The organism is Lawsonibacter celer (assembly GCF_014281125.1).
GTDB classification, from domain to species: domain Bacteria; phylum Bacillota; class Clostridia; order Oscillospirales; family Oscillospiraceae; genus Lawsonibacter_B; species Lawsonibacter_B celer.
The window spans coordinates 335,500-362,185 of sequence record NZ_JACOEA010000001.1 but is presented as its reverse complement, the minus strand read 5'-3'; the positions used below and the strand labels follow the sequence as shown (position 1 = coordinate 362,185).

Genomic DNA, 26,686 nt, shown 5'->3' with positions numbered 1-26,686 from the left:
AGAGTAAATTCCATTTACACGACAAAAAGAGCGGGATGAGACCTGCTGTCCCACCCCGCCACGTCGAATGATTTACGAAAGCTTACCGCCCTCACGCACAAAAGCCACCCCTGCCACATGGACATTTACGCTTTCCACGTTCAAGCCGCTGGTATTTTCAATCGCGTTATATACTGCATTTTGAACTTCTTTGGCCACATCCATAATCGTATACCCATATTTGACCAGAATGGATACGTCTACCCGGACGCTTTCCTCCTGTACGGCAACGTGGATACCCTTCGCCAGGTTCTTTTTACCCAGCAGCTCGGCCAGATCGGTACCCAGATTGGCGGAGAGCCCACCAACTCCTTCTACCTCCAGGGCGGCGGCGGCGGCGATTACCGCCAGCACCTCTTCCGATATATGGATGTTTCCCAGCTCATCTGGGCGGGAGATGTACTCCTTTGCGTCGGCCATTGCCCTCACGCTCCTTCTGCTTCAGTCTTTGCCATTGCGCCACAGGCGCAGCTGCAATTCCGCCTGTGCTCACTGCGTAAGGCTATTGTACCACAACCGCCGGAAATTACAACTAATTTTTCGGACCGCTCAGCTCTTCTCTTTTCCCTCTCTTTTCCCCGTGCAGAAAATAGTTGTATTCAGGCGATCACGGTGCTAAAATACAAAATTCGGGAGGGATGACCTGGTGAATCGAGATCTGACCGTCGGATCACCCAAAAAAGTGCTCTGGCTCTATACGCTTCCTCTGCTGGGAAGTGTTCTTTTTCAGCAGCTTTATAATTTGGCGGACAGTGTGGTGGCCGGCCGCTTTATCAGCGAACAGGCGCTGGCCGCCGTGGGCAACGCCTCGGAAATTATTCTGATCTATACCGCCTTTGCCTTCGGCTGCAACATCGGCTGCTCCGTGATTATTTCGCAGCTGTTCGGCGCCAAAGACATCCGTGGCGTAAAATCGGCCGTCAGTACGGCATTTCTCTCCTTTGGCGTGATGTGCGGCCTGCTGATGCTGTTTGGCTTTTTCTCTCTGGAACCGCTGCTCCAACTGATTCAGACGCCGGAAGCTATTTTTGGCAGCACACTGCTCTATCTTCGCATTTATACCGCAGGCATGCCCTTTGTCTTTTTCTATAACGTGGCCACCGGTATTTTCTCCGCTCTGGGCGATTCCAAATCCCCCTTTTATTTTCTTGCGTTTTCCTCCCTGTCCAACATTGGAGTGGACATTCTTTTTGTCACCGCTTTTAACATGGGCGTCGCCGGTGTGGCCTGGGCCACATTTCTGTGCCAGGGACTTAGCTGCGTACTGGCCGTCAGCACACTGCTGCGCCGGCTGCGCGCCATGCCTGCGGAGGGACCCTATGAGCGCTTTTCCCCGCCCCTGTTCCGACGCCTTTTTCTGGTGGCTGTCCCCAGCGTTCTGCAGCAGCTCTTTGTCTCTCTCGGCAACATCATGATCCAGGGTATCGTCAACGCCTATGGAGAGAGCGTCATCGCCGGCTTTACAGCAGCCACGAGGCTGAACAATATCGCCGTATCCTGCTATATGGCGGTAGGGAACGGCCTGTCCGCCTATTCCGCCCAAAACATCGGCGCGGAGCGGTTGGACCGGGTACGCCAGGGCCTGCGCGGCGCAGTGCAGCTGGGAATCCTGCTCTGTGTGCCCTTCGTGGCCGCCTATTGCCTGGGCGGCAGACTGTGTGTCGGCCTTTTTCTCTCCTCCGACGCGAGCCAGACCTCAATGGAGACCGCCATACTCATCCTGCGCTTTCTCTCGCCCTTCTACTTCGCCGTAGCCGCCAAGGTCATCACAGACGGAGTGATCCGCGGAGCGGCCGCCATGGGATTGTTTATGAGCTCAACCTTTACCGATCTGGCGCTTCGCGTGCTTTTTGTGGCTTTGCTCATAAAACCCCTGGGCGCTGCGGGAATCGGCCTGGCCTGGGGTATTGGCTGGGTCAGCGGCGCTGTCCTTTCCCTTCTGATGTATTTCTCCGGCCTTTGGAAGCGCAGACTCCCGCTCGGAAGCGGCAGGGAAACCTAGATTTCGTCTCCAAAAGAGGGAGGCCCGAACGAACGGGTCTCCCTCTTTTGATTACTCCTGTGTGGGAATAATTTTAATCTGGCTGGCCGGATAGCCGGTCTCTCCGGTCACGATCTCCGTAATCTTGGCAATATCCGCTTCGCCCAATTCCCCCTCAGCCGCAGCCACCACCACGCTGATGCTGTCGTCTCCGATAAAGGCTACACAGTCGGCATATCCCTTTGCCGTGACCAGATTTTCGATCTGGGCCTCAGAAACGGTGAAATCGGCCAGCGTTTGGATGGCCAGGCCCAGCTCCTCCTTCATGGCCTCATCCGCATTCTCACCGCTGGCCGCCTCCTGCAGCAGGGAGAGCGCACTGTCCCTGGCCTGCTCCCGATTCAGCCGGGCAGATGCAAAATAGCCGCTTTTCTGTTGCGCCTCCGGAGCGGGAGACGCGGTGGCATCCGGACTGGCCGCAGGCGTTGTACTGACCAGCGGATCGCTGCTCTGACCCCCTACCAGGGTCGCCTGGCCCAGCGTCTTCCCCACATCCGCTGTATCCCCGTCCTTTTGATAGGACCAGTTTAGGTAGACAGCCGCACATACGAAAAGCACGATTGCCGCCACCACCGCGTTCCGTTTCCATACCTTCATCTTCTTGTCCTCACTTTCCTTTACAGATTGATATTTTGTCCGCTCCCAGCCCGGTCAGGGCAGAGACCGCATCCGACAAACACAGGCGCACCGCCGGGTCATCCCCGCCAGAGCATACCACAAGCGCACCCTGATATTGCGGCGAAAGCTGCTGGAGGGCTACGGTCTCTTCGCTGCGGTCTCCGTTGGAAATGATCACCGTACTGATCGTGGAATCCACCTGTCCGTCCTTCTGCGTGGTCTTTCCATCCTGGGCCAGAATGCGGCGGGCGCCGCTCTTTACTGTCAGAACAACCCGTACTTCCCCCGCACCCTCAATCTGGGACAGCGCCTCCGCCAGTCTGCTTTCCATGGTCTCCACGCTGAAATCGTCCACTGTTTCCACAGCCGCTGGAGTTGTCTCCTGCACCTGGTCTCCAAAAGACGGGATGGCCAGAAGCACGATTCCAGCCAGGATGACCAGCAGTACAAATTTATATTTCGACCAGATTGTTTTCAGACGTGCTCCCCAGACGCCCAATGCTTCCCTGCTCATCCCTTGCCCTCTCCTCCGCTTTTGTAATACTGACGCTGCGCCGGTATGGCAAAATCCGTTTCAATCTGCCGCTTCAGCGCTTCCTGCTGCGCCATGTCCAGCTCACCAATGACCGTAACCGTCTCCGGGACCGGGTAATCCCCATCCTGCACCGTCTCCACCGTGACCTGACAGGAAATTCCCAGCTCCGCCGCCTTGTCCACAATATATGCGGCCGACTGCTCGGCTATGATTTCTTTCATCAATTCCCCGTTTTCCTCCTCCAGCGAGTCACTGTACGCGCTCAGATCCAGCCGGTATTCGGTCAGCGAGCGGGTCAACGCCGCGCCGTCCAGCCCCAGTATCGGCTGGAGAATCGCCAGCAGCAGCACCAGCCCTCCGGTCAGCTTTCCCACCTTTCGAATAGCGCCTGGCGGCGTCAGTCCCTCGGCCAGCGCCACAATCATTGCGGCACAGGTGATGCCAATCAGCCAACTTCGGATCAATTCCAGCATAGCCTTACCCCGTAACCGCCGTAATGGCGGACACCATGGACACCAGCAGCAGCAGCGCGCTGGCACCTGTCATTCCCAATACCAGCCCAAAGGCGGAGCTGATGGCATCAATCAGCCCGGCGATCCGCCCGGCGGATACGGTCGCGCTCAGGGCTGCGGTTATTTTATAGGCCAGGTAGTGAATCCCCAGCTGCAGGAAGGGTGCAACGCACATGCACAGCACCGCCAGCATGCCGAATACACCTACAGCGTTGCGCAGAATTCCAGCCCCGGCCAGCACCGTCTCCGCCGCGTCGGACAGGATGCCGCCTACCACAGGCACCATGCTGGACATGGTGAATTTCGCCGCCTTGATGGTGGCCGCGTCCGCCGTGCCCGCGATGACCCCGCTCACCGTCAGATACCCCACAAAGAGCAGAAGCACGGTTGTCAACACCGAGGTCACAACCCATTTCAGTGTGCCGCCGATCCGTTTCAGCCCCTCGTTCCCCACGGCGGCATAGGCCGCTGAGGCGGCGATATAGGCGTAGACCAGAGGCAGCAGAAGGCTGGTGATCAGGGTCATGAGCACATCCGAAAAGAGCATCGTGGCCACCTGCCGGGCCGCCGCTCCGCCGGGCGATCCGCTGGCGGCGGCGGCCGCCGTAATTGTGGGCAACAGCACCTTGGAAAATCCGCTCATGCGGTCCAACGCCTCCCGGCCCAGTCCGATGAGGGAGTGGGTGTCCGCAGCCGCCAGCGCCGTAATAGCCAGCGCGCCCACGACAGAGATCACATCCACCGCCTGACTTCCGCCGGAGCCTGCGTAGAGCCCTTCGGCCAGGGCGCAGAGCAGCACCACGGCCAAAAGCAGCACGCCGCTGCGCAGCGCCTTCCGGAACACGCCGGGCAGCTGTTCGCTGCCCGTGTCCAGGATCGTCGCAATCCCCTCATCCAGGCTGATCCCGGTCTCGATATCCGCATCTGGCAGCACCCCGCCCGCAGCCTCCTGCAGTCCGCTTAAATCCAACGCCTCCGACTGGGCGGACACCACCTGTGACGCAGAGGCTGTGCCAAAGCCAGCGCATAGCAGGAGTGCTGCCGCCAGCGCAACGATCCGTTTCATTTGTACTCCTCTCTTCCGCCTTACAGGAATCCGGTAATGGTGCGCAGCACCGCCTCCAGCAGGGGCAGGGACACGGCCAGCGCCAGCATGGCGCCCGCTGTCTCCACAAAGGAGGCCATGCCGCTCTCCTTTGCGTCGCGGCACACCTCAGCGGCGATCCGGGTCACGATGGCAATGCCCGCTGTCTTGATCACTGGAGCAAGCACTGCCGGCGACAGGCCAGCGGTATCCGCCAGCGTATCCATCAGACTGCGCACCCGCTCCGCCGCCCCCAGAGAAAGGCCCAAAATGATGGCTCCGGCCACCAGGGTCAGGACAATACCGATTTCCGGAGTCTGTTTTTTTACCACCACCGCGCAGAGCGCGGCTGCCACGGCGATGGCGCAAATCTTCAGCGCATCCTCCATGGCTACAGACCAAAGAGGTCTTTTACCAGCTCAAATAGGCTGCTGATCTCCCGCACCACCATCATCAGCACCACCACCAGGCCCGCCAAGGTGGTCATGGTGGCCTGCTCGTCCCGCCCGGAGCGGGAGAGCACCTGGTTGAGCACAGATACCAGAATACCGATGGCCGCAATCTTGAAAATCAAATCCACATCCATATTGCTTTCCCTTCCCTCACAACAAAACGATCACCAGAAAGGCCCCGGCGGTCAGTCCCAGCACCCGGTACATGTGCCCCCGCTGTGCCTGGTCCTCTTCCGCCCGCCGCAGATCCTGACACAGCTGGAGCCGGGCCTGTTCCAGAGCCTCTTTTTGTCCTTCTCCGTCATAGCGGCCCAGCAAATCACCCAACCCGGCCAGGGTATCCAGCGTCTGGGCGTCCAGCCCCAGGGAGACCTCCGTAAGCGCCTGCCGCCATATCTGGGACAGAGATCGCTCTCCCAAGCTGGACAGTCCCCTGCGGCAGCGGGCGAAGAACGCCCCGGCGGGCTCCGGAGTCCGCTGGGCCAACCGGGCAAACAGCTCGTCCATCGGCGTGAGCTGAAAGGCGATCTCCCGTTCCATCAGCTCCAGCGCCCCCAGCAGGTCCCGCAGTGTGCGCACCCGGCGGCTCAGCCCGGCTGCGGCGGAAAACCCGACGCCCGCTGCGCCGGCCGCGGTCAGCAGCAGCCCCAAAAGCTTCAGCATGCCTTCTCCCCCAGCTTCTCCACCCGAAAGGCGCGGCCGGTCGGTGTGCGCTCGATGCTTACCAGTCTTTGGAAGGTATTCCCTTCCAACAGGCGCCGGTAGAGCGGTCTGGAATACAGATCCTCTTTCCCCTCCGCATGGGCGGTCGCCAGAAGCACCACGCCGCAGTTGGCCGCCATCTCCAGTGCCGCCGCGTCCTCCGGCGCGGTAATCTCATCCGCGCAGAGAACCTGCGGGTTCATTCCCCTGAGCAGCATCAGCAGTCCGGCCGCCTTTGGGCAGCCGTCCATCACGTCCGTGAGGGCCCCCACATTCAGCTGCGGCTTTCCCTCCCATACCGCAGCCAGCTCTCCCCGCTCGTCGGCCACGCCTACCCTCATGGGCGACATGCCGTCTCCATCCGATATCATACGGATCAGGTCCCGCAGCAGTGTGGTCTTTCCCCAGCCGGGCGGTGAGAGAATCAGGGTGCTTCTCAGCCGCCCATGCTCCAGGAGCTTGTCCGCAACCGGCGCCGCAGCTCCGATTGCCTCACGGGCAATCCGAATGGCCAGTGACGATATCTGCCGCAGGTTGTAAATCCCGCCGTTTTTCACCACAGCGCTGCCGCAAATCCCGATCCGGTGCCCGTCCCGAACCGTAAAAAAGCCGTTTTTTACCTGGGAGAGCGCCGTGTGGGCGGAGGCCTGGGTGGCAATCTCCAGCACAAGGGACAGATCCCCTGCTGTCACCAGGTCCCCGCCGCCCGGAAAGGGACGCTCCCCCTCCGGAAATACCAGGCTCGCCGGCCTGCCGCACCGCAGGCGGATTTCCTCCGCGCGGTGCTGGTCCTCTTCCCCCAGCCGCTCCAATGGCTTGCGCAAGCGGTGGGGCAGCAGGGCCGCTGCCTGCAGAAAGCGCATGTCTCCTGCCAGATCTGTCATTCGTACTCACGTCCTTCGTCCTGTTTGAGGCTTGATACTGGCACATTCTATGAGGGGCTGTCCACCTTTATGACAGCCGCAGCGAAAACAACCCGGCCCGTTTTTTCAAACGGGCCGGGTTGTTTTCAACTTTTTCTATAAAGACGACAGGCGCCGCAGCTGCGCGGCGCCTGTCGTCGTATGCTGTTTTTTGTTTTATCGAGCCGCCGGCTTCTCCCACAGCAATACTTCATCCAGATCCGCCCGGTCCCTGAGGGAGGCGGCCAGCTCCGTCAGCTCCCCGCCGGGGGTATCCGCCGGAAGGGCGTATTCCTCCAGGTAGCTGCCCTCGGCAAAGCGCTTTTTCTGCTGCTCTGCCCAAGCGCTGGCCGCCGCGTCTCCCTCCAAATAGACCAAGGCGACACGCCTTGGCTTTCCGGCGTCCTTCTGTCGGTTGACCCACAGCTGAGCGGGATCGTGCTTCCGAACGCCCAGATTCCAGATCAGAAGCACAATGGCCACCGCCGCGGTCACAAAGCCGAACACCTGGGACACCCGAATGGGCGTATGGAAGAAGTACAGGCTGTCAGTGCGCAGGCCCTCGATCATACCGCGGCCTACTCCGTACCAGGCAAAATAACTCAGGAAGATCTGCCCGTCGAATTTGCGCCAGCGCTTGGCGATTTGGCTCAGCAGCAAAAAGCCCGCCAAATTCCAAAGGGACTCATACAGAAAAGTGGGGTGCACCTCCACATACTGCGCCACGCCGTCCACATATTCATAGATGCCCATGCGCCAGGGCAGGCTCGTGGGGCCGCCATAGGCCTCCACATTCATAAAGTTCCCCCAGCGGCCGATCATCTGCCCGATGAGCAGCCCAAACACGCCCAGATCCCCAAACGCCAGAAATTTGATGCCGTGCACCTTACAGAATACCAGCAGGGTGAGCACTGCGGCGATCACGCCCCCGTAGATGGCCAGGCCGCCGTCCCATATGCGCACCATCTGGCCGAAGTTCAGGGACCCGTCCTCATTTTTGAACAGGTCCAGATAAAACACGATGTAGTACAGCCGCGCCCCAACGATGGCCAGGGGCACGGCGAAAAAGAGCATATCAATGATGTCGTCCTGTTTGATGCCGAAGCGGCCGGACACTCTGGAGCAGTACAGCACGGCCAGCAGGAAGCCGGCGGCGATAATAATCCCATACCAGTAAACCGGCCAGCTCCCCAGGTGGAAGGCCACCCGGTCCAGATGGAACTCCAGCCCCAGGCCTGGAAAGGTCACGTCGCTCATTCCGCTCCTCCCTTGGGCCGCACCACGGCCAGACCGCAGCGGGCCTCATTTACCCAGGCACGCAGGCACGCCTCCACGTCCGGCTTTTCAATGGAGTCAAAGATCTCCGGAAATTCCAGATAATCAAATTGCGCGAAATGCCCCTGAGCCAGCTCAATGCAGGTGTTTTCCATGGAATTGAGTCCCCGCACCTTGGCTCCGTACACGCCCTTTTTCAGCCGGCGGAACAGATCCTCATCCACGCCCTCCCGGCACAGGCGGTCGGCCTCGGCCAGTACCGCGGCCCGTACGGCCTCGGGATCCTGGCTCTCTCCGCCGGCGCACAGGAAGGCGCAGCCGGGGTAAGACTCAAACCCATAGGAGAAATTGTTGTTGATCAGGCCCTCTCCGTACAGCCTGGCGTACAGGGGGCTGGAATTCCCCAGCAGCGCCTCGCAGGCGAGCTCCCCCAGCAGGCGCTGGCGCAGCCGTGCCTGGCCCGCCGGGGCGGTGTCCGCCTTGAAGCCCAGCTGGAAGATGGGAGTGGAGACCTCCATGCGCAGCTCCTTGGACGGGCGGGCGGCAGCCTCCGGCTCTGCCCCGCCGTAGTCCCGCTCAATACTCCCGCCCGGGTCCCCGGGCAGGATCTCCCGGGCAATGGCGCAGATGTGCTCCGGGTCCACATTTCCCGCCGCGGTGAGTACCATGTTGCCGGGACAATAAAATGCCTTGTGGCAGGCGTAGAGGGTGTCCGCCGTGATGTGGGAGATGGACTCCTGGGTGCCCGCGATGGAGACCTGGATGGGGTGGTGATCGTACAAGCACTCCATCAGGGAGAAGAACACCTGGTTGTCCGGGTCGTCCTCCACCATGCGGATCTCCTGGCCGATGATGCCCTGTTCCTTGTCCACGCTCTCCTGGGTGAAGTACGGGACGGAGACAAAGGAGAGCAGAATCTTCAGGTTCTCCTCAAATTTCTCCGTACTCTCAAAGTAATACCCCGTGATAGCCGAGCTGGTGAAGGCGTTGGGGGACGCGCCGTTGGCAGCCAGGTCCTGGAGGGCGTTGCCGTCCTCGGTGTCAAACATCTTATGCTCCAGGAAGTGGGCCACCCCGGCCGGCGTGTCCTGCCAAACACCGTCCAGATGAAATTTCATATCCATGCCGCCGTAATTGGTGGCAAAAAATGCATAGCTCTTCTGGAATTCCGGTCTTTGATCCACATAGATGTGCAGCCCGTTTTCCAGCACGGTGTGAAACACCTGTTCCCCGATGCGGGGATATGCTCTGCGCTCCATAGGTTACGCCTCCTTGCCTTTCAGGAAATATACCGTGTCCAGTGACAGCTTCTGCGCCGCGGCCGCCGCCTGCTCTCTGGTGACCTGCTCCAGCCGTGCGCACAGCCCTTCCGGGCCTTCGTCGATGCCGGCCGCCGCCTGGCCCAGCCAGAAGTCCTCCAACCGGCCCTGGGAATCCAAAATACTGCGGTAGCCGCTCACCACGGAGCGGCGGGCGCTCTCCAGCTCCCAGTCCTCAAAGCTCCCCTGCCTGCACTGCTCCAGCTGGGCCAGAATCTCCGCCTCGGCCTGCTCCACCTTGCCGAACTCCACGCCGGAGGACACCAGCATCACGCCCTTGTACTTTTCCAGCTGGGAGCTGGCATAATAGCAGAGGGAGAGGCGTTCCCGCACATTGAGAAACAGCTTGGAGGTGGTGGTGCCGCCGAAAAGGGCGTTGCACAGCAGCAGGGCGGGGAATTCCCCGCTCCACACGTCAATGCCGCCCGTGCGCAGGCCCATGGACAGCTTCCCCTGGGTCACGTCCAGTACCTCTTCCGTCCGCCGGGGCACAGCCGGGGCGGACTTCTGCTGTGGGCGTGCCGGGGCGCGGCGCACGCCCCCGCCGGGCAGCGCCTGAAGAACGGGCTCCAACGCGCTGCGTACCCGCTCCAGCTCCGCAGAGCCGCAGTAGTAAAATTCCACAGGCGCGGTGCGCAGCATCTCTTGGTAGGCGTTCCAAAGAGATGCGGCTGTAATGGCGGCGGCCGCCGCCTCGCTGCCCAGCTTGTCCACCCCAAAGGGCTCGTCCGCGCACATTTCCGCCACAACCCGAATGAGGGCGTATTGCCGCTTATCGTTGACCTGGGCGCGGATGCGGTCGATTAGGTTTGCCTGCTCCTGGCGGACATAGTCCAGGCGAAACACGCCGTCCTGGGTGCAGGGGCGCAGAAGCACCTCCCCCAGCAACTCCGCCGCCGGTTCCAGCACACGCTCGCCGCCCAGGGTATAGGCGTCGTCCAGGAAGCTGCCCACAAAGCCCACGCACTGGGTCTCCCCCTTTTTGCGCACCACGGGCTCCAGAGAGCCGCCATAGAGTTCATCCAGGGCCGCGGAGAGGGATTCCATATCTGGGCAGCGCTCTGTGCCCCGGCGGAGCACCATGGGTGTCAGCGCGTTGAGGGATGCGTCCTGTGCCGACAGGGGCAGTAGGAACTGCACGCCCAGGGCGCTGGATTTAAATTTTTTTGTCTGCACCGCCGTCAGATGGACGCCGGGTAAAAGTTCCAGTCGAGTGGCATTGGTCACGCTCTACCATTCCTTTCCTCTGGTTAGTGAAACACTGGTATTATACATCACTTTTTTCGGTTTGACACCCTTTTCCCGAAAAAAGATCGTTTTCCCTCCGGCCCCGTCAGAGCGATACCTCCAGCGTGGCCTCCCCCTCCAGCGCCGTCAATTCCACACCGTTTTCCACCCGCCTGCCGTTGAGACGGGTCTCCCCGGTCCCGGTACGGCGGACCGAGATGCGAAGAACCGCCCGCTCCATCCGCCACAGGGCTGTAAAGCCCGGCCACTCCGCCGGAAGCCTGGGCTCCAGAAACAGGCGCCCCTCCCGGAGCCGGAAGCCCAGCAGGTCCTCCATCGCCGTGCGGTAATACCACCCTGCCGCCCCGGTATACCAGCTCCAGCCGCCCCGGCCCAGATGGGCGGGATTGCTGTACACGTCGGCAGAGAGCACATAGGGCTCCGCCCGGTATATCTCCGGGTCATGCCCGGCGGGCAGCAGGGCGCGGAGCACCTGCCAGCCCTCCTCCGCCATGTTAAGCCGCAGACAGGCCAGGGCTAGCCAAACAGCGGCATGGGTGTACTGTCCGCCGTTTTCACGCACACCCGGGACGTAGCCGGCGATATAGCCCGGGTCATGTCCGCTCCGGTCAAAGGGCGGGTCCAACAGCTTGACCACCCCGGCGCTTCGGTCAAAGAGCTCCTCCAGGGCGGAGTGCACCGCCCGGCGGGCTTTCTCCCGGTCTGCGCCGGGGACCAGCGCCGCCCAGCTCTGGGCGATTGAGTCGATGCGGCATTCTTCGCAGGTATTGCTCCCCAGGGCTGTGCCGTCGTCATAATATCCCCTCCGAAACCATGCGCCGTCCCAGGCCTTTTCGGCGGCCTGCACCAGGCGTGCCGTCTCCGCCCGCAGGGCTGCGGCCCGCTCCCGCTCCCCCATGCGCTCGCACACCGGGGCAAAACGCTCCAGCACCGCGGCGGCAAACCAGGTCAGCCACACGCTCTCTCCCCTGCCCTCCGCGCCTACCCGGTTCATGCCGTCATTCCAGTCTCCGGTCCCCATCAAAAGCAGCCCGTGCTCCCCTGTCCCGCGCGCCAGGACGCAGTCTGCCGCCCGAAGGGCATGCTCGTACACGGTCCCTGTTTCCCGGGAAATCTGCGGCGCGTCATACCGCTCCGCCTCCCCCTCTGACAGAGGCGGAGCGCTCAGGAAGGGAACCCGCTCCTCCAGAATCGCCCAATCGCCCCGCTTTTCCAGATAGTCGCACAGAACAAAGGGCAGCCAGAGCAGATCGTCGCTGATGCTGGTGCGCACACCCCGGTCAGGCTCCCCCGCCACTTCATGCCACCAGTGGAGCACATCCCCCTCCTCAAACTGGTGCGCACAGGCCTTTAACAACTGTCTCCTGGCCCACTCCCCGGTGAGCAGCAGGGTGGCCGCCGCGTCTTGAAGCTGGTCCCGGAAGCCATAGGCGCCGCCGTTTTGATAGCGGGAGGTGCGCCCCATCAGGCGGCAGGCGATCACTTGATAGAGCGCCCAGCCATTGAGGTAGGCGTTCAGGTTTTCATCCGGGGTGTATACCTTCAGGGCCGACACCCGGCGATTCCACTCCATCACCGTATGGCCCAGCTGCTTTTTCACGTCCTGGGCGCGGGCCAGAGGCGCGGTTCCATCTATGCCCGTGCACAGAACCAGTTGCCGGTCAATCGTGTAAAGCTGTTTAGCTTTCCCGTCGTTCATGTGGAGGAGCTGGCAGGGCGGCCCTTCCAGTTCCAGAAGCAGAACGCGCCGGTTCTGCTCCCTGGGTATAAACGCAGTGGTGACCAGAGTACGCGCCCCCCAGGTCTTTTCCCAGCGGGCAAACCCCGGACCATAGGCTACCGTACAGGGTAATCCGTCCCCGTCGGCGAAAATGGAGCGCCGTCCCGCGTCTGTGACCAGATAGAAATATTCCGGCCCACCCACTGCCAGGGGATCGTTGTTCCAGGGGGTAAGCTGGTTTTCCCTGGCGTTTCCAAGCCACAGATGGCCCACTCCGGTCTCATCGGTCATCCATCCGATTTCCCCGTTGGTAAGCATCTGACTCCATCCCACTGGCGGCAAGCGGGAACCGCAGTGAAAGACAAAGGTCCCGTCCGGCCCGGTCTCCCAGATCGGAGCGCCCCGTTCAATTGTAAAGTTGTTTTCCTGTTCAGCTTTTCCCTGCGCATCATAGGGACAGTCCAATTGGTCCAGCCATACTGTGGCCGCCCGCTCCAGCGCCAGGTCTGGCGGGGACAGGTGCACGCCGCCGCGGCCGCCGAAGCGCTGCTCCCAGTGGAGGGCGCGCAGCGCATCCATCAGCACGCCTTGCGCCGGGCGGCGGTAATCTCCCCCCTCGTCCAATAAGAACACCAGGTCAAAGGAATAGCCGCAGGTGGTAAGCAGCCGGTGACAGCCCAGCCAGAAGCAGGCGGCCTGCGCCTCCTCCTGACCAGTGATCCTGAGCATGGCGATGGGCAGATCCCCGGAAATCCCATAGGGCCAGAGCGCCGGCTTCTCAACGGCGGGAGGGTACGCGGGAAACACCAGATGCTCCAGCAGGCGAAATGCCTGTAAAGTTTGATTCCCTGTCAAGTGGCAGGCCACGGTCAGGCGCTCCAGCAGGCGGTTCTCCAAATTTCCCTCCTGCCCCAGCAGCTGTTCTGCCGCCTCCAAAGCTTCCTCGCCGTTGTCCGACGCGGCCAGCGCCAAGCGCAGCCGCGCCGTTTCTCCGGGCAAAACGGTCAAAGGGATGCGCAGCAGCAGGCAGGGATCCAGCACCGCCCCGGCCGTGCTCTGGGCCGGCCGCTCCAGCGCCTGGGCCAGAGCACGCCGGCCGCCCCGGCCAAGCGCGCTCTCTCGGCTGGTATCGAAAAAGGCGTTTTCCCCATCCCAGCAGACGGCCATGGCTGGCATTCCCTCGGACGCGCTTCTGGGCCGGCGGGTAAAAAGCACTCCGCCGCCGGTATAAGCGCTCTCTAAAAAGAGCTTAGAAAAGGCCGGGTGCGCCAGATAGTCGGCCTCCCGTGCCAGCACCGGCTCCAGATAGCATACCAGCTCTCCCCGGACCGCCTCCCCGCCGGCGCAGCAAAGGCTCAGCTCCCGCAGCTCTCCATTTACCCGCTCCGGCACCTGAAGGCGCTGGGTAAAGTCCACCCCGCCCGCCCGTCCGGTCCAGGCGATCCCCTGGTCAAATCGGAAGCGCTCCGGCTTCAGCGCAAGCAATTCTCCCCCTGTCCGCAGCCAGAAGGAGATTCCCTCCCGGGTGGTCAGAGCGGTCTCCCCCATCTGAGACCGACTCCATCCGTCAGCGGCGCACAGCACCCCATAGGCGCCGTTGGAAACCAAGTGGCAGGCGGGCCGCCCACACCCGCTCCAGGTCTCCTCGCGGATCAATCCACTATCTGTAAAGCGTTTTGGCTTTTCAGGGATTTCCCGCTGGAACACCTTCATCACCGCAGCCCCCACCGGGATGCGCTCCTGGAGCAGTTCCCGGTAGGCACCCATGGCGCTGTCCCGCAGAAAGCGGCGCTGGAGAATTCCGTCGTTCAGGACATTGTCCACCGCCAGCAGGCTCATCCCAAGATGGTGGGACATGAAGGAGGCCACGATCTCAACGCTCCGCCCCCGGCTGAGCCGGTCCGGGGTAAAATCCAGGGCCTCGTATAGGCCGTACCTCCCCTCCGCGCCCATGTCCCGCAGGCGGCGCAGGTTGGCCGCGGCGCGCCCTGGAGAGAGCAGCAGCGCCAGAAAAGAGGCATAGGGTGCCACAACCAACTCCCGGTCCAGCCCCCGCTTCAGGCCCAGCCGCTGTACGCCGTGGGCTTTGTACTGGTAGGCCATGGAGGCGTCAAACGCGTAAAAGCCCGACTCGGAAATTCCCCAGGGCGTACCCGTGCGTGCCCCGCGCCTGCGCTGCTCCCGCAGGCAGAATGCCAGCGACTCGTACATGGCGCTGTTGGGTTCCGTGGGCAGCAGCAGGTTGGGCATAAAGTATTCAAACATGGTTCCCGTCCAGGAAGCCATGCCCCGATAATCCCCGGCCCCCACCAGCATCCGGCTCAGCCGCCGCCAGTGGCGCGGCTCCACCTGACCCTTTGCGACGGCCAGATAGCTGGTCTGCCGGGCCTCGCTGGCCATCAGGTCGTACCAGCCCTGGGTAAACGCCTCCTTGTCCTCGTCATAGCCGATATAGAAAAGCCTGCGGGTCTTGTCGTAGAGCAGGGCAAAGTCCATTCCCTCCGACAGGGCTTCCGCCCGGCGGGCCAGCTTCTCCTCTCCCCACTCCTGCAGCCCCTCCTTCAGGGCAATGAGGCATGCGCACAGATTGCCTCCGTCCACAGTGGACACATAGCGGGGCAACAGGGGCACGGCAGCGGCGGTGTCGTACCAGTTATAGAGGTGCCCCTTCCACTTGGGGAGACTTTCCAGGGTATCCAACATATGCCCGATCCGATCCGCCGCCTGCGCCCGGGAAAGAAACTCCAGGTCGGCTGCGGCCAGGCAGCACAGGAGGGCCAGGCCGATATTGGTGGGCGAGGTGCGCCGGGCCGCCCCCAAATTGGGCTGCACCTGCACATTGTCCGGAGGGAGCCAGTGATCCTCCGGACGCAGCCAGTCCTCAAAAAAGGACCAGATCAGCGCCCCCTGGTGGAGCAGGAAGGCCCGGTCAGTCTCCGCTGCCGGGCGATGCTCCGAAATGGGCCGGCTCATGGCCCAGGCAAAGGCGGGTGCAAGCACCCATACCAGCCCTGCCGCCGCCCCCGCCGGAACGCTGGAATAAAAGATCGCCACCAACCCGGCCGCCACAGCCGGCCACCCCTTCCGGTAATGGAACAGCAGCCCGTCTCCCGCCCGCTTCTCCGCATCCGCCGCCGTGACCCAGGCCAGCATTCCCCGGTGGGACACCAGCTGCCGCCACAGGGCGGTGCAGGCGGCGCTGGCACAGGTCCAGGCCTGGAGCGGCAGAAAGAGCAGCTGAACCAAGGTCTGGAGGATGGCCCCGCCAAACCCGGCTATGATGGTGGAGTGGTAGCGCTCCCGCAAACCCTTGCCGCCCCGGAAGGCCAGCTCCGCCCCGGAGAGCAGCAGATGGGAAGCGGCGGCCAGGACGGCGACCCCTGCCGCCGTGGCAAAGTCTCCTCGTGAAACGCACATGCCCAGCAAAAGCGCCAGCAGTGTGCTCACCGGAGACACAGAGCGTCGCAGATTGTCAAAAATTTTCCATCGGGCCACAGAGGAGATGGGGTTGCACTCCGTTTCCCCCCTCTGGTTTCGGACCCTCCGCCCCAGCCAGGGCAGCAGCTGCCAGTCCCCCCGCACCCAGCGGTGGAGGCGGGCAAAATAAGAAGTGACCTTATAGGGATAGCTGTCCGTGAGCTCCACATCCCCGATCAGCCCGGCGTGCAGATAGGAGCCCTCCAGCAGGTCGTGGGAGAGCACCCGGTTCTCGGGGAAACGGCCCTCCAGGCAGGTCAGGAAAGCGTCCACGTCAAAAATTCCCTTTCCTGTGTAGGTGCCCTGGTCGAAGAGGTCGTGATACACGTCGCTGGTGGTGGAGCCGTATGGGTCTACACCTCCCTGTCCGGCAAAAATGCGTGAAAACTGGCTCTTGTTAGCCGCGTCCAGGGCCACTCCAACCCTGGGCTGTAGCAGGCCGTATCCGGAGACCACCACCCGGCGGCGGCGGTCCAGCTCCGCTTGATTGAGGGGGTGAAGCATGGCCCCGGCCAGCTCCCGGGCCGCCCCCACGTTGAGGGCGGTGTCCGAGTCCAGGGTGATGACAAACTTGACCCCTTTTCTGGCCCGCGGATCGCCGCACAGGGCCTTCAGACCGGTCCTCCGCCCGCGCAGCAGGCGGCACAGCTCCAGCAACGCGCCCCGCTTGCGCTCCCAGCCCATCCAGCGCTCATCTGCGCTCTGAAAGGTGGGCTCCCGAAAGAAAAGGTAAAAGCCGCCTCCGTATTTCCGATTGAGGGTCTCCAGTTCCTGTCGGGCCCGCTCCACCCAGGCGCGCTCCCGCTCCCCCATAGGAAGCGGCCGGTCAGGCAGATCGGACAACAGCCCAAAAAGCAGCTGTTCCCCCGCGTCCCGGTTGGCCAGGCGGTAGCGCTCCAGCAGTGCGGCATATTCCTGCCCGGAGCGCTCGCCAGTGAGCAGTCCCGCAATGACGCAGAGGGTCTTTCCCTCCTCCGGTATCCCATCCTCCAGAGCCATGCGGTGGACGGGCCGGGGCCGCACCAGCCGTACGATCAGAAAGTCCAGGACATTTTTTACAATGTCGGACACAGGCAGGAGCAGCAGCAACGTCACCGCCCAGCTGTGGAGCAAAAAGCCCAGCAGAAGCACGAAAAACAGGGTAGGCAGCAGAATTCCCGCCAGGTAAAGCCCACCCTGAGCAATTCTCGCCGGCTTTCCCATGGGTCGCCGAAACAAAAACCAGCCCACATGGCGCGCCTGGCCCTCCGCCCGGCGGCATTGCTCCAGCAGCGCCCGGGCGGTCTCCGCCTCACTTTTCTTCTGCCGCCTGGCCAAGTGGCACAGCTGGGCCCGATAGCGGGCGCGGGTGGTGTCATCCATCCGGGGATAAGCCCCGGATGGGTCCTGCCGCAGGGTGCGCTCCACCGTACTCACCCGCTCCAGCAAGGGCCCCAGATTGGCGTTGGCCAGGGTGCGCAGGCCGGTAAAGGCCGCCTCCAGAGCCGCGGCCAGCCCCTCGTCCTCCCAGTCCGCCCGAGTGCACAGCTCCGCAAGACGGCGCACCAGCTCCCCCCGCAGGGCCGGGATGAAATGGGCCAGCTCCTCCTCGGAGAGAGGCTTTGTCCGCTGCACCCCCTCCAGATAGGCCTCCAGGCCCTCCGCCGTGAGAGTCCCGCCCTCCTCCACCAGAGGGCGTGCCAGGGCAGAGGGGTAATCCAGCCCCCGTCCAGTCCGGCGCAGGCGTTTCGCCCGCTTCAGGCATCGGACGGCCTCCTGTCCCTCCCGCTGGGCCAGATACCAGTTGTCCAGCAGCCATTCCGCGGCGGGCGGCGTGTTCCGCCACCCCTGAGCATGCCGGCTGAGCGAGCGATAGGTATCCTCCAGCTCTTCCAGCGCCCGGCGGAGGGCCCGCGCCGTCCGCCTGCCGTCGGTGTGCCCTTTCAGTTCCAGCCCGCCCGACGTGCGCGCCCCCAATCGCCCCTGTTCCATGCTTTACCTCCCAGATCTGCAGATTCACTGGCCAGTTTTTCCCGTTCCGTGGGAATTATGCGGCACACACCCATTGCAAACACACAGAATTTCCCGCTTAAAACGGTTTTACCACTTGACAAGATCCCCAAAATGTAGTATTATCACTCTTGTTGTAAAGTTTTTAAGCTTTACAGAAATACGAGAGGAGGCTGCGACCGTTGAAAAATCAGGCCTATCGTATGGCCCTGCTCTACGATTTCTACGGCGATATGCTCACCGACCGGCAGAAGGAGTTTTACGACCTCTATTACAACGAGGATCTCTCCCTGGCCGAGATCGCGGAGAATTACGGTATCACCCGTCAGGGCGTGCGGGATGTGATCGTCCGTGCCGAGGCCATCCTCACGGAGCTGGAGGATAAAACCGGTATCGTCAAGCGCTTTCACCAGATGCAGGACCAGTTTCTCGCCATCCAGACCGCGCTCAATGGCATCTGTGAACTCAACGAGACCCGCTATCAGGACGACACGCTGGAGGGGCTGTGCACACAGATCCAGGGTGTTCTCTCCCAGTTGAAACAGGAGTAATGCATGGCATTTGAAGGCTTAACCGAAAAGCTCTCCGCCACTTTTAAAAAGCTGCGGGGCAAGGGCCGCTTGTCTGAGGCTGACGTAAAGGCCTCTATGAAGGAAATTCGTATGGCCTTGCTGGAGGCCGACGTAAACTATAAGGTCGTCAAGGACTTTATCGCCCGGGTCACGGAGCGCTGCGTTGGCAGCGAGGTGCTGGAGAGTCTGACTCCGGCCCAGATGATTGTCAAGATCGTCAATCTGGAGCTGACTGCCCTGATGGGCGGCGAGAGCGCCAAGCTGACCATTTCCTCCAAGCCCCCAACGGTGGTCATGCTGGTGGGCCTCAACGGCGCCGGCAAAACCACCAACGGTGCCAAGCTGGCGGGCTATATGAAGCGGCAGAACGGCAAACGGCCTCTGCTGGTCGCCTGCGACACCTTCCGTCCCGCCGCCATCACCCAGCTGGAGGTGGTTGGCAAGCAGGTGGATGTGCCGGTGTTCCAGATGGGGCAGAACGACCCGGTAGACATCGCAAAGGCGGGCATTGAGCACGCGAAAAAGCACGGCAACGACCTAGTGCTGATCGACACCGCCGGCCGGCTCCATGTGGACGAGGAGCTGATGCAGCAGCTCAAGACCATGAAAGCGGCCATTGAGCCCACGGAAATTCTGTTGATTGTAGACGCTATGATCGGCCAGGACGCGGTCAATGCCGCCAAGGCATTTGATGAAGCCCTGGACCTCACCGGCGTGATGCTCACCAAGCTGGACGGCGACGCCCGCGGCGGCGCGGCCCTGTCCATCCGCGCGGTCACCGGAAAGCCAATTAAATTTGTGGGCATGGGCGAGAAGCTGGACAATATTGAGGTATTCCATCCGGACCGCATGGCCTCCCGTATCCTGGGTATGGGCGACATGCTCTCTCTCATCGAGAAGGCGGAGCGGAATTTTGACGCCAAAAAGGCCGCTGAGCTGGAGCAGAAGCTGCGCAAAAACAAATTCACTCTGGCAGATTTTTACGATCAGCTGGTGCAGATCAAGGGTATGGGTTCTCTCAGCGATATTGCCGGCATGCTTCCCGGAGTCAACGCCAAGGCGCTGGAGGGCGCCAGTGTAGACGAGAAGGCCCTTACCCGCACCGAGGCCATTATTCTCTCCATGACCCCTGCCGAGCGGGAGAACCCCTCCCTGCTCAACAGCGGCCGGAAAAAGCGTATTGCCGCCGGCTCCGGCACCCAGGTGGTGGATGTCAACCGTCTGCTCAAGCAATTTGAGCTGATGCAGCAGATGAGCAAGCAGTTCTCCGGCGGACGGATGAAGCGCCGGATGGGAAAAATGGGCCGAATGCCGGGCGGATTTCCCTTTTGAGCCGTGGTAAGCGCGCGGTTGGCGCGTTTCCAAATAAATGTGTAAAGATTCATATGGAGGTGAAAATAAATGGTTAAAATCAGACTGCGCCGGATGGGCGCCAAGAAGGCTCCCTTCTACCGCATCGTGGTGGCTGACTCCCGTTATCCCCGCGACGGCCGTTTCATCGAGGAGATCGGCACTTACAACCCCCTGACCAATCCCGCCGAGATCAAGGTGGATTCCGACCGCGCTCAGGCCTGGATCAAGACCGGTGCTCAGCCCACCGAGACTGTCCGCGCCCTGCTGAAGAAGGCCGGCGCCATCTAATGGAGGTCCTTGGCAACATGAAGGAACTGCTCACATATATCGCCCGCGGCCTGGTGGATCACCCGGATGCGGTGAACGTCACTGAGCACGCCGGCGAGGGCGAGACCGTCCTGGAGCTCCGGGTGGCCCCTGAGGACATGGGCAAGGTGATTGGCCGTCAGGGCCGCATCGCCAAGGAGATCCGCACACTGATGCGCTCCGTAGCCCAGCGCCAGGGCACAAAAGTCTCTGTGGAAATCGTGGACTGAGTTTGGCGGGAATCCGTTCCCTCCAAACCGGAAACAGCCGGCCGACCGGATGGTCGGCCGGCTGTTTCCATCCTCCTTCTGATGTGAAAAGGTGATACCGATGAAAAAACAATTTCTTGAGGCCGGGCAGATCGTCAATACCCACGGCGTACGGGGTGAGCTCAAAATCGTCCCCTGGTGTGACTCCGCGGAATTTCTCTGCCGGTTTGATACACTGTATATTGATAAAACCCCTGTCAAGGTCCTCTCCGCCAGGCCCCATAAAGGAAATGTACTTGCTGCATTGGAGGGCGTTGGAGATGTGAACGAGGCTATGAGGCTCAAGGGCAAAACCGTGTTCATCGACCGTACCAACGTCGTCCTGCCCGAGGGGCGGCATTTTCTCGCCGACCTGATGGGTCTGGATGTGATCGACGCGGACAGCGGCGAGCGGCTAGGCGTGGTAGCCGATGTGCTCACCCCTCCGGCCCATGAGGTCTATGTGGTCAAGGGCGCTCACGAGTACATGATCCCCGCTGTGGATGAGTTTCTGGTGGAGACCAACGTGGAGGGTGGCTATATCAAGGTGCGGCTGATTGAGGGGATGCAGACGGATGTATGAGATCGACATTATGACCCTGTTTGATCTGACCGTGGGCGACATGATGAACGAGTCTGTCCTGGGCCGTGCCCAGGAGCGGGATATTCTCCGCATCGAGGCCCACCAGATCCGGGACTACACCCTCAACAGACAGAAGCAGGTGGATGACTATCCCTACGGCGGCGGTCGAGGCGCGGTCATGCAGGCCGATCCCCTCTACCAGTGCTGGAAGCACATCACAGACACCTATGGTCCGGGGCACACCATCTATCTCTCTCCCGCGGGCAGGACCTTTACGGAGACCGACGCCCGGCGGCTGCGAGATGATTATTGCCATCTGATTTTGGTGTGCGGCCACTATGAGGGCATTGACGAGCGTTTTATTGAGGAGTGCGTGGATGAGGAGATCTCCATCGGTGATTTTGTGCTCACCGGCGGGGAGCTACCCGCCATGGTGGTGGCCGACGCGGTGGCCCGGCTGGTGCCCGGCGTACTCTCCGACCCGGAGTGCTTTGAGAATGAGAGTCACTGGAACGGCCTGCTGGAATACCCGCAGTACTCCCGCCCGGAGGAGTGGCACGGCCGGCGGGTGCCCGATGTGCTCCGCTCCGGAAATCACAAGCTGGTGGAGCAGTGGCGGCGCAAGCAATCCATCCTGCGCACCCGCCTGCGCCGCCCGGACCTGTATGCCAAGCTGGACCTCTCCTCAAAAGAGGACCAGAAGCTGCTCCGGGAGCTGGAAGCAGAAATTGAGCCGGAGAAATAGCCCTTTCACGGACCGCCTTTTCCGGCGGTCCGTTTTTTGTTTGTTTACAGTTTTCCCCTTTACTTTTCCGCCGGAACATGCTAGAATGTCGACAAATCAAAGATCTAATTTTAAATACCACACAGAGGGATTTTAACAATGAGTTTTAAGATTATTGTCGACAGCTGCTGTGATTTGACCCAGGCCCAGCTCCGTGAAGCGTGCTTTACCAGCGTACCATTGACCATTCATGTGGGGCCGCATGTGGTAGTGGACGACAGCTCTTTTGACCAAAACGCCCTGCTCTGGCTGATGCGGGAAAGCGAAGAGGCGCCCAAAACCGCCTGTCCCTCCCCTGCACAGTACCTGGACGCCTTTGACTGCGGCGTGGACGATCTCTATGTGGTCACCCTCTCCGCGCTCCTCTCCGGCTCCCATAACAGCGCCGCCCAGGCCAGGGAGATGTGGCTGGAGGAGCACCCCAATGCCCGTGTGCATATTTTCAATTCCTGCTCCGCCTCCGCAGGTGAGGTTCTGGTGGCCCTGAAGATCCGGGAGCTGACCCAGTCCGGCATGAACTTTACCACGGTGGTCAGCCATGTCTCCCGCTATATCAATGAGATGGAGACCTATTTTGTACTGGAGACCCTGGACAATCTGCGCAAGGCCGGCCGGCTGTCCAAGCTGCAGACCCTGGTGACCAGCGCCCTGAAGGTCAAGTTGCTCATGGGTGCCACACCCGAGGGAGAGATCTGCAAGAAGGGCCAGGCCCTTTCCGTCAAGCAGGCGCTGGCCAAGATGGTCGCGCTTATGGCCGCCGACCCGTCCCATGAGGGCCGCCGGCTGGCGATCACCCACTGCAACTGTCTGGACCGCGCCTTTTATCTCAAGGAACTGGCGCTTAGACAGTGCCGGTTCAGCGAGATCGTAATCAGCGACACTGGGGGGATCTCCACCGTTTATGCCAATGACGGCGGTGTGGTAGCCGCCTATTGAAGCTTTTCTGTCCCGCCCGAAGGAGGATTCCTTCGGGCGGTTGTTTTTTATCCCGGCCCATGCTATAATCAAACAAATATTCGATTGCTGAGCGGTGACGCTTCTTGTCTTAGAGCCGACTGTTTCAGCTGGTCTATCTACTGCTGGACCGGGGCGCATGACCGCCCGGGAGCTGGCGCAGCACTTTGAGGTATCCGAACGCACCGTCTACCGGGATGTGGACGCCCTCTCCGCGGCTGGCGTTCCCATTTACGCGGTGCGAGGGAAAGGAGGCGGCGTGGCCCTGATGGACCACTACGTGCTCAGCCGCGCCGCCCATTGAGCCAGATGAGACCCCCATCCCTTGGTCTGCACTTCTCTCCCGCGCTCTCCTACCGGGTATACATATCCTGACGCAGGTTGTCGGGATATGTATGATACCACGATGGCATCTCACATACAGAAGGAAAACGCGATGGAGCTGGAATTTTGTCAGTCCTGCAGCATGCCGCTCCACGACTCGGCCATCCATGGCTGTGAGGCAGACAGCTCCCCCAACCCCCACTACTGCAAATACTGCTATCAAAACGGCGCTTTCACCAGTGGTATGACGATGAAGGAAATGATTGACTTCTGCACGCTCATGATGGTACAGGCCAACCCGGGTATGGCGGCCCAGCAGGCGCGGGAACGGATGCACCAGTTTTTCCCGCTTCTGCTGCGGTGGAAAAAATAAAACCAGCCCGGTACGTCCGCTTGACGTACCAGGCTTCCTCCGTTATACTGGCTCTATTGCGTTTATACAAGGAATACGAGGTGGTCTGCAATGGATCTGTGTAACAGCAATGAGATTAAAACCCTTCTCGCCCGGCATGGGTTCCGCTTCTCCAAAAGCATGGGCCAAAATTTTTTAATAGAGAGCTGGGTGCCCAGGGACATTGCGGAGGCCTCTGGAGCGAGCCCTCAGACCGGCGTTCTGGAGATCGGCCCCGGTATAGGGCCGCTGACCGTACAGTTGGCCCAGCGCGCCGGCCGGGTGGTCTGTCTGGAGCTGGACGAAGCCCTTCTGCCCATTCTGGCGGAGACGCTCTCCTCTTACGGCAACACGGAGGTCCTTTCAGGCGATATCCTGAAGGCTGATTTGGCCGCCCTGGTCACCGAAAAGCTGGCCGGCCTCACCCCCATTGTGTGTGCCAATCTGCCCTATAATATTACCACCCCCGTCCTTACCGCGCTGATTGAGTCTGGTCTCTTCGCCTCCATTACCGTCATGATCCAGCGGGAGGTGGCCCGCCGCTGTGCCGCCGCACCCGGCACGCCGGACTATGGTGCGTTTTCTGTCTTTTGCCAGTATTACACCACGCCGCAAGTGCTCTTCGACGTACCGCCGGACTGTTTTCTTCCCGCGCCCAAGGTCACCTCTTCTGTGATCCGCTTCGTACCCCGCCACGAGCCTGCTCAAGACCTAGTGGATGACACCTCCTTTTTCCGGGTGGTACGGTCGTCCTTCGCTCAGAGACGCAAGACACTGCTCAACAGCTTGTATGCTGTATTTGGCAGCAGGATGTCAAAGGACGAGCTCAAATCCCTGATCGAGTCTGTGGGCCTTCCCTCTGATGTGCGGGGGGAAAGACTTGAAATTTCGGATTTTGCCAAAATTGCCCAAAAACTCCCTTGAAATCCAAGGGAGTTTTTTCATTCTTGCAATTTCAAAAAATTTGCTTGCATTTTCCTAATTATTCACATAGAATAAAGCATATTATATTCCATGGGAGGTAATGGCTTTGGCTTTGACGGAAAACACGGCAATTTTGAATTGGATTGACGAGATGGCTGCAATGACTCAGCCGGATCAAATCGTCTGGATTGATGGTTCACAAGCCCAGCTAAACGCACTGCGTGCCGAGGCCGTTGCCTCAGGCGAACTGGAAAAGCTCAGTGAGGAAAAGCTTCCCGGCTGCTATCTGCACCGCACGGCAGTCAACGACGTGGCCCGGGTTGAGGACCGTACTTATATCTGCAGCCGGCGTCAGGAGGATGCGGGCCCCACCAACAACTGGATGGCTCCGGACGAGATGTACGCCAAGCTGAAAAAGCTGTACACCGCGTCGATGAAGGGCCGCACCATGTATGTAATCCCCTACTCCCTGGGCGTTGTAGGTTCTCCGTTTGCCAAATACGGGATTGAACTGACCGATTCCATCTATGTCGTACTCAATATGAACATTATGACACGGGTGGGCCGGCAGGTGCTGGATGCCCTTGGGGACAGCCCCGACTATGTCAAGGGGCTCCATGCGAAGGCGGATGTCGACCCGGAAAACCGCTATATTGTGCATTTCCCCGAAGATAACACCATCATGTCCGTCAACTCTGCCTATGGCGGAAACGTCCTGCTGGGCAAGAAATGCTTTGCCCTGCGGATCGCCTCCGCCCAGGGTCGCCGGGAGGGCTGGATGGCTGAGCATATGCTGATTCTGGGGATCCAGAATCCAAAGGGCGAGGTCCACTATCTGGCCGCCGCCTTCCCTTCTGCCTGCGGAAAAACCAATCTGGCCATGCTCATACCCCCGGCCCGCTATCGGCAGCAGGGCTGGAAGGTGTGGTGCGTCGGCGACGATATCGCGTGGATTCGTGTCGGAGAGGACGGCCGCCTGTGGGCCATGAATCCGGAGTACGGCTTCTTTGGCGTGGCCCCTGGTACCAACGAAAAGTCCAACCCAAACGCCCTGCATACCACTCAGAAGGACACGATTTTTACCAACGTGGTCCGCAATCTGGACGACAACACGGTCTGGTGGGAAGGGCTTGACAAAAATCCGCCCAAAAACGCCGTCGACTGGAAGGGGAATCCCTGGGACGGCACCGTCTCCGCTGAGAAGGGAGCCCACCCAAACTCCCGCTTTACCGCCCCGGCCAAGAACTGCCCCTGCCTTTCTCCGGAATTTGAAAATCCCAGGGGCGTTCCCTTGAGTGCCATTGTCTTCGGCGGCCGCCGGGCCAAGACCGCCCCTCTGGTCTACCAGTCCTTCGATTGGGAACACGGCGTGTTTGTGGGCTCCGCCATGGCCTCTGAGACAACTGCCGCCGCTGCGGGTGCGGTCGGCGTGGTGCGCCGGGACCCCATGGCCATGCTCCCCTTCTGCGGCTACAACATGGGCGACTATTGGCAGCACTGGCTCCACATGGGTACGGTGGTAACCGGCCGGGCCCCAAAGATCTTTCATGTCAATTGGTTCCGGACCGACGACGAGGGCCATTTCATCTGGCCCGGTTTCGGTGAAAATCTGCGGGTGCTGGTGTGGATTATGAAGCGCTGCTTTGATGAGGTCGGCGCAGACGAAACGCCGATCGGCTATCTGCCCAAGCCCCAGGATATTGATTTGGAGGACTCCGGCGTCGATTTGGACACGCTGAAGGGCCTGCTCAACGTGGACACAGAACTTTGGAAGGAAGAAGCCGCGGGGATCCGCGCCTTTTACAGCAAGTTTGGCCGTACGCTGCCCTCTGCACTCTCCGCCCAGCTGGACGCATTGGAGCGCCGCCTGGACTGAGCGCGGACTGGTTCCGCAAAGCCCGTCCATCCCCTCTGCGGGACGGACGGGCTTTCCTTTTTCTGCCGGCAAAAGCCCGTTATGCGCATTTTACACAAAAGCTCCCCGCAGCCCTCCTGCGCAGAATCAACAAAAATGATTTTTCCCAAAAAGTTCTGTTAGCGTTTCAAAACCGCAAAATGGTATAATTATCTTATCAAAATTAGGAGGATTATGCCATGAAGCGGATTCAAAGCGCCTGTCTGTCTCAGACGATTCTTTTTACCTGCAGTGACGATGTAAGCCCCGAACAGTCTGCCAAGTCGGCACGTCAGGAGCTTTCCCAGTACAAGGCCAGTCTGGAACGGCGCGGCATTTTGTATAAAATAGAAGAGGAAACGCTGCAGCCCGACGGCTCCATCGTGCTTAAATTGAAGCGACAGTATAATTTCTACCGCTGTGGCTCCTACTTGGACTGA

Annotated in this window: 25 protein-coding genes and 2 pseudogenes; 13 read left to right on the top strand and 14 right to left on the bottom strand. The window is 60.9% G+C overall.

The genetic code is table 11. From position 1 onward, the window contains the following. Positions 1-72: 72 nt before the first annotated feature. Complete coding sequence (locus H9Q75_RS01715) at positions 73-459, bottom strand: Asp23/Gls24 family envelope stress response protein (protein WP_186564432.1); 387 nt, start codon at positions 457-459, stop codon at positions 73-75. A 226-nt stretch (positions 460-685) separates the two neighbouring features. On the opposite strand from H9Q75_RS01715, the gene H9Q75_RS01710 reads away from it, so the two are divergent. Further along, positions 686-2,041: an MATE family efflux transporter gene (locus H9Q75_RS01710; RefSeq protein WP_186564431.1), complete on the top strand. Its 1,356-nt coding sequence runs from the start codon at positions 686-688 to the stop codon at positions 2,039-2,041. Between the two features lie 51 nt (positions 2,042-2,092). Here the strand turns inward: H9Q75_RS01710 and H9Q75_RS01705 are convergent, their stop codons facing one another. The 13 genes and pseudogenes from H9Q75_RS01705 to H9Q75_RS13005 form a co-directional block, all read right to left on the bottom strand. Beyond that, positions 2,093-2,677: a SpoIIIAH-like family protein gene (locus H9Q75_RS01705; RefSeq protein WP_186564430.1), complete on the bottom strand. Its 585-nt coding sequence runs from the start codon at positions 2,675-2,677 to the stop codon at positions 2,093-2,095. A gap of 10 nt (positions 2,678-2,687) precedes the next feature. After that, positions 2,688-3,212, bottom strand: a complete 525-nt coding sequence (locus H9Q75_RS01700; RefSeq protein ID WP_186564429.1) for a stage III sporulation protein AG — start codon at positions 3,210-3,212, stop codon at positions 2,688-2,690. Further along, positions 3,209-3,706, bottom strand: coding sequence for a stage III sporulation protein AF (locus H9Q75_RS01695; protein WP_186564428.1), 498 nt, complete (start codon positions 3,704-3,706; stop codon positions 3,209-3,211). The genes H9Q75_RS01700 and H9Q75_RS01695 overlap by 4 nt, the downstream gene beginning before the upstream one ends. A 4-nt stretch (positions 3,707-3,710) precedes the next feature. Further along, on the bottom strand, positions 3,711-4,811 hold the full coding sequence (locus tag H9Q75_RS01690; RefSeq protein ID WP_186564427.1) for a stage III sporulation protein AE: 1,101 nt from the start codon (positions 4,809-4,811) through the stop codon (positions 3,711-3,713). Positions 4,812-4,831: 20 nt separating this feature from the next. Then, positions 4,832-5,218, bottom strand: a complete 387-nt coding sequence (locus H9Q75_RS01685; RefSeq protein ID WP_186564426.1) for a SpoIIIAC/SpoIIIAD family protein — start codon at positions 5,216-5,218, stop codon at positions 4,832-4,834. 2 nt (positions 5,219-5,220) lie between these two features. Beyond that, positions 5,221-5,415, bottom strand: coding sequence for a stage III sporulation protein AC (gene spoIIIAC, locus H9Q75_RS01680; protein WP_186564425.1), 195 nt, complete (start codon positions 5,413-5,415; stop codon positions 5,221-5,223). 16 nt (positions 5,416-5,431) lie between these two features. Further along, the gene (locus H9Q75_RS01675) at positions 5,432-5,944 is read right to left on the bottom strand and encodes a stage III sporulation protein AB (protein WP_186564424.1); all 513 of its coding nucleotides are present in this window, start codon (positions 5,942-5,944) and stop codon (positions 5,432-5,434) included. After that, positions 5,938-6,867, bottom strand: a complete 930-nt coding sequence (locus H9Q75_RS01670) for a stage III sporulation protein AB (RefSeq protein ID WP_186564423.1) — start codon at positions 6,865-6,867, stop codon at positions 5,938-5,940. Before H9Q75_RS01670 ends, H9Q75_RS01675 begins: the two co-directional genes overlap by 7 nt. A 195-nt stretch (positions 6,868-7,062) precedes the next feature. Continuing rightward, on the bottom strand, positions 7,063-8,142 hold the full coding sequence (gene lgt, locus H9Q75_RS01665) for a prolipoprotein diacylglyceryl transferase (protein WP_186564422.1): 1,080 nt from the start codon (positions 8,140-8,142) through the stop codon (positions 7,063-7,065). Then, entirely contained in the window at positions 8,139-9,419 is a 1,281-nt protein-coding gene (yfmH, locus tag H9Q75_RS01660; protein ID WP_186564421.1) for an EF-P 5-aminopentanol modification-associated protein YfmH, read from the bottom strand. The genes lgt and yfmH overlap by 4 nt, the downstream gene beginning before the upstream one ends. Positions 9,420-9,422: 3 nt before the next feature. After that, positions 9,423-10,706: an EF-P 5-aminopentanol modification-associated protein YfmF gene (gene yfmF / locus H9Q75_RS01655; RefSeq protein WP_186564420.1), complete on the bottom strand. Its 1,284-nt coding sequence runs from the start codon at positions 10,704-10,706 to the stop codon at positions 9,423-9,425. Between the two features lie 309 nt (positions 10,707-11,015). Beyond that, positions 11,016-12,234, bottom strand: a pseudogene (locus H9Q75_RS13010) (GH36-type glycosyl hydrolase domain-containing protein); the annotation flags it as partial. Positions 12,235-12,465: 231 nt separating this feature from the next. Further along, a pseudogene (locus tag H9Q75_RS13005) lies at positions 12,466-14,847 on the bottom strand (glucoamylase family protein); the annotation flags it as partial. 3,248 nt (positions 14,848-18,095) lie between these two features. Here H9Q75_RS13005 and ylxM point away from each other — a divergent pair. The 12 genes from ylxM to H9Q75_RS01590 all read left to right on the top strand — a co-directional run bounded on the left by ylxM (position 18,096) and on the right by H9Q75_RS01590 (position 26,686). Then, complete coding sequence (ylxM, locus tag H9Q75_RS01645) at positions 18,096-18,464, top strand: YlxM family DNA-binding protein (RefSeq protein WP_186564418.1); 369 nt, start codon at positions 18,096-18,098, stop codon at positions 18,462-18,464. Positions 18,465-18,467: 3 nt separating this feature from the next. Then, positions 18,468-19,817: a signal recognition particle protein gene (ffh, locus tag H9Q75_RS01640; protein WP_186564417.1), complete on the top strand. Its 1,350-nt coding sequence runs from the start codon at positions 18,468-18,470 to the stop codon at positions 19,815-19,817. Positions 19,818-19,886: 69 nt separating this feature from the next. Then, positions 19,887-20,126: a 30S ribosomal protein S16 gene (rpsP, locus tag H9Q75_RS01635; RefSeq protein ID WP_186564416.1), complete on the top strand. Its 240-nt coding sequence runs from the start codon at positions 19,887-19,889 to the stop codon at positions 20,124-20,126. Between the two features lie 17 nt (positions 20,127-20,143). Further along, on the top strand, positions 20,144-20,374 hold the full coding sequence (locus H9Q75_RS01630) for a KH domain-containing protein (RefSeq protein WP_186564415.1): 231 nt from the start codon (positions 20,144-20,146) through the stop codon (positions 20,372-20,374). Between the two features lie 100 nt (positions 20,375-20,474). Next, positions 20,475-20,975 (top strand): ribosome maturation factor RimM, encoded by a 501-nt coding sequence (gene rimM / locus H9Q75_RS01625; RefSeq protein WP_186564414.1) that lies wholly within the window; start codon positions 20,475-20,477, stop codon positions 20,973-20,975. Continuing rightward, entirely contained in the window at positions 20,968-21,720 is a 753-nt protein-coding gene (gene trmD, locus H9Q75_RS01620; RefSeq protein WP_186564413.1) for a tRNA (guanosine(37)-N1)-methyltransferase TrmD, read from the top strand. Before rimM ends, trmD begins: the two co-directional genes overlap by 8 nt. Positions 21,721-21,858: 138 nt before the next feature. Further along, positions 21,859-22,695: a DegV family protein gene (locus H9Q75_RS01615; protein WP_186564412.1), complete on the top strand. Its 837-nt coding sequence runs from the start codon at positions 21,859-21,861 to the stop codon at positions 22,693-22,695. A 157-nt stretch (positions 22,696-22,852) separates the two neighbouring features. Further along, a complete protein-coding gene (locus tag H9Q75_RS01610) occupies positions 22,853-23,017 on the top strand; it encodes a helix-turn-helix transcriptional regulator (RefSeq protein ID WP_243200640.1) in 165 nt (54 codons plus the stop codon). A gap of 132 nt (positions 23,018-23,149) precedes the next feature. Continuing rightward, on the top strand, positions 23,150-23,410 hold the full coding sequence (locus H9Q75_RS01605) for a zinc ribbon domain-containing protein (RefSeq protein ID WP_186564411.1): 261 nt from the start codon (positions 23,150-23,152) through the stop codon (positions 23,408-23,410). Between the two features lie 90 nt (positions 23,411-23,500). Further along, complete coding sequence (gene rsmA, locus H9Q75_RS01600; protein ID WP_186564410.1) at positions 23,501-24,352, top strand: 16S rRNA (adenine(1518)-N(6)/adenine(1519)-N(6))-dimethyltransferase RsmA; 852 nt, start codon at positions 23,501-23,503, stop codon at positions 24,350-24,352. Between the two features lie 100 nt (positions 24,353-24,452). Beyond that, positions 24,453-26,228, top strand: coding sequence for a phosphoenolpyruvate carboxykinase (GTP) (locus tag H9Q75_RS01595; protein WP_243200639.1), 1,776 nt, complete (start codon positions 24,453-24,455; stop codon positions 26,226-26,228). A gap of 218 nt (positions 26,229-26,446) precedes the next feature. Then, positions 26,447-26,686 (top strand): hypothetical protein, encoded by a 240-nt coding sequence (locus H9Q75_RS01590; RefSeq protein WP_186564409.1) that lies wholly within the window; start codon positions 26,447-26,449, stop codon positions 26,684-26,686.

Coding starts and splice junctions, on each gene's coding strand:
- H9Q75_RS01715 (WP_186564432.1), bottom strand. CDS start 459: ATGGCCGACGCAAAGGAGTACATCTCCCGCCCAGATGAGCTGGGAAAC.
- H9Q75_RS01705 (WP_186564430.1), bottom strand. CDS start 2,677: ATGAAGGTATGGAAACGGAACGCGGTGGTGGCGGCAATCGTGCTTTTC.
- H9Q75_RS01700 (WP_186564429.1), bottom strand. CDS start 3,212: ATGAGCAGGGAAGCATTGGGCGTCTGGGGAGCACGTCTGAAAACAATC.
- H9Q75_RS01695 (WP_186564428.1), bottom strand. CDS start 3,706: ATGCTGGAATTGATCCGAAGTTGGCTGATTGGCATCACCTGTGCCGCA.
- H9Q75_RS01690 (WP_186564427.1), bottom strand. CDS start 4,811: ATGAAACGGATCGTTGCGCTGGCGGCAGCACTCCTGCTATGCGCTGGC.
- H9Q75_RS01685 (WP_186564426.1), bottom strand. CDS start 5,218: ATGGAGGATGCGCTGAAGATTTGCGCCATCGCCGTGGCAGCCGCGCTC.
- spoIIIAC (WP_186564425.1), bottom strand. CDS start 5,415: ATGGATGTGGATTTGATTTTCAAGATTGCGGCCATCGGTATTCTGGTA.
- H9Q75_RS01675 (WP_186564424.1), bottom strand. CDS start 5,944: ATGCTGAAGCTTTTGGGGCTGCTGCTGACCGCGGCCGGCGCAGCGGGC.
- H9Q75_RS01670 (WP_186564423.1), bottom strand. CDS start 6,867: ATGACAGATCTGGCAGGAGACATGCGCTTTCTGCAGGCAGCGGCCCTG.
- lgt (WP_186564422.1), bottom strand. CDS start 8,142: ATGAGCGACGTGACCTTTCCAGGCCTGGGGCTGGAGTTCCATCTGGAC.
- yfmH (WP_186564421.1), bottom strand. CDS start 9,419: ATGGAGCGCAGAGCATATCCCCGCATCGGGGAACAGGTGTTTCACACC.
- ffh (WP_186564417.1), top strand. CDS start 18,468: ATGGCATTTGAAGGCTTAACCGAAAAGCTCTCCGCCACTTTTAAAAAG.
- rpsP (WP_186564416.1), top strand. CDS start 19,887: ATGGTTAAAATCAGACTGCGCCGGATGGGCGCCAAGAAGGCTCCCTTC.
- H9Q75_RS01630 (WP_186564415.1), top strand. CDS start 20,144: ATGAAGGAACTGCTCACATATATCGCCCGCGGCCTGGTGGATCACCCG.
- rimM (WP_186564414.1), top strand. CDS start 20,475: ATGAAAAAACAATTTCTTGAGGCCGGGCAGATCGTCAATACCCACGGC.
- trmD (WP_186564413.1), top strand. CDS start 20,968: ATGTATGAGATCGACATTATGACCCTGTTTGATCTGACCGTGGGCGAC.
- H9Q75_RS01615 (WP_186564412.1), top strand. CDS start 21,859: ATGAGTTTTAAGATTATTGTCGACAGCTGCTGTGATTTGACCCAGGCC.
- H9Q75_RS01610 (WP_243200640.1), top strand. CDS start 22,853: ATGACCGCCCGGGAGCTGGCGCAGCACTTTGAGGTATCCGAACGCACC.
- H9Q75_RS01605 (WP_186564411.1), top strand. CDS start 23,150: ATGGAGCTGGAATTTTGTCAGTCCTGCAGCATGCCGCTCCACGACTCG.
- rsmA (WP_186564410.1), top strand. CDS start 23,501: ATGGATCTGTGTAACAGCAATGAGATTAAAACCCTTCTCGCCCGGCAT.
- H9Q75_RS01595 (WP_243200639.1), top strand. CDS start 24,453: ATGGCTTTGGCTTTGACGGAAAACACGGCAATTTTGAATTGGATTGAC.
- H9Q75_RS01590 (WP_186564409.1), top strand. CDS start 26,447: ATGAAGCGGATTCAAAGCGCCTGTCTGTCTCAGACGATTCTTTTTACC.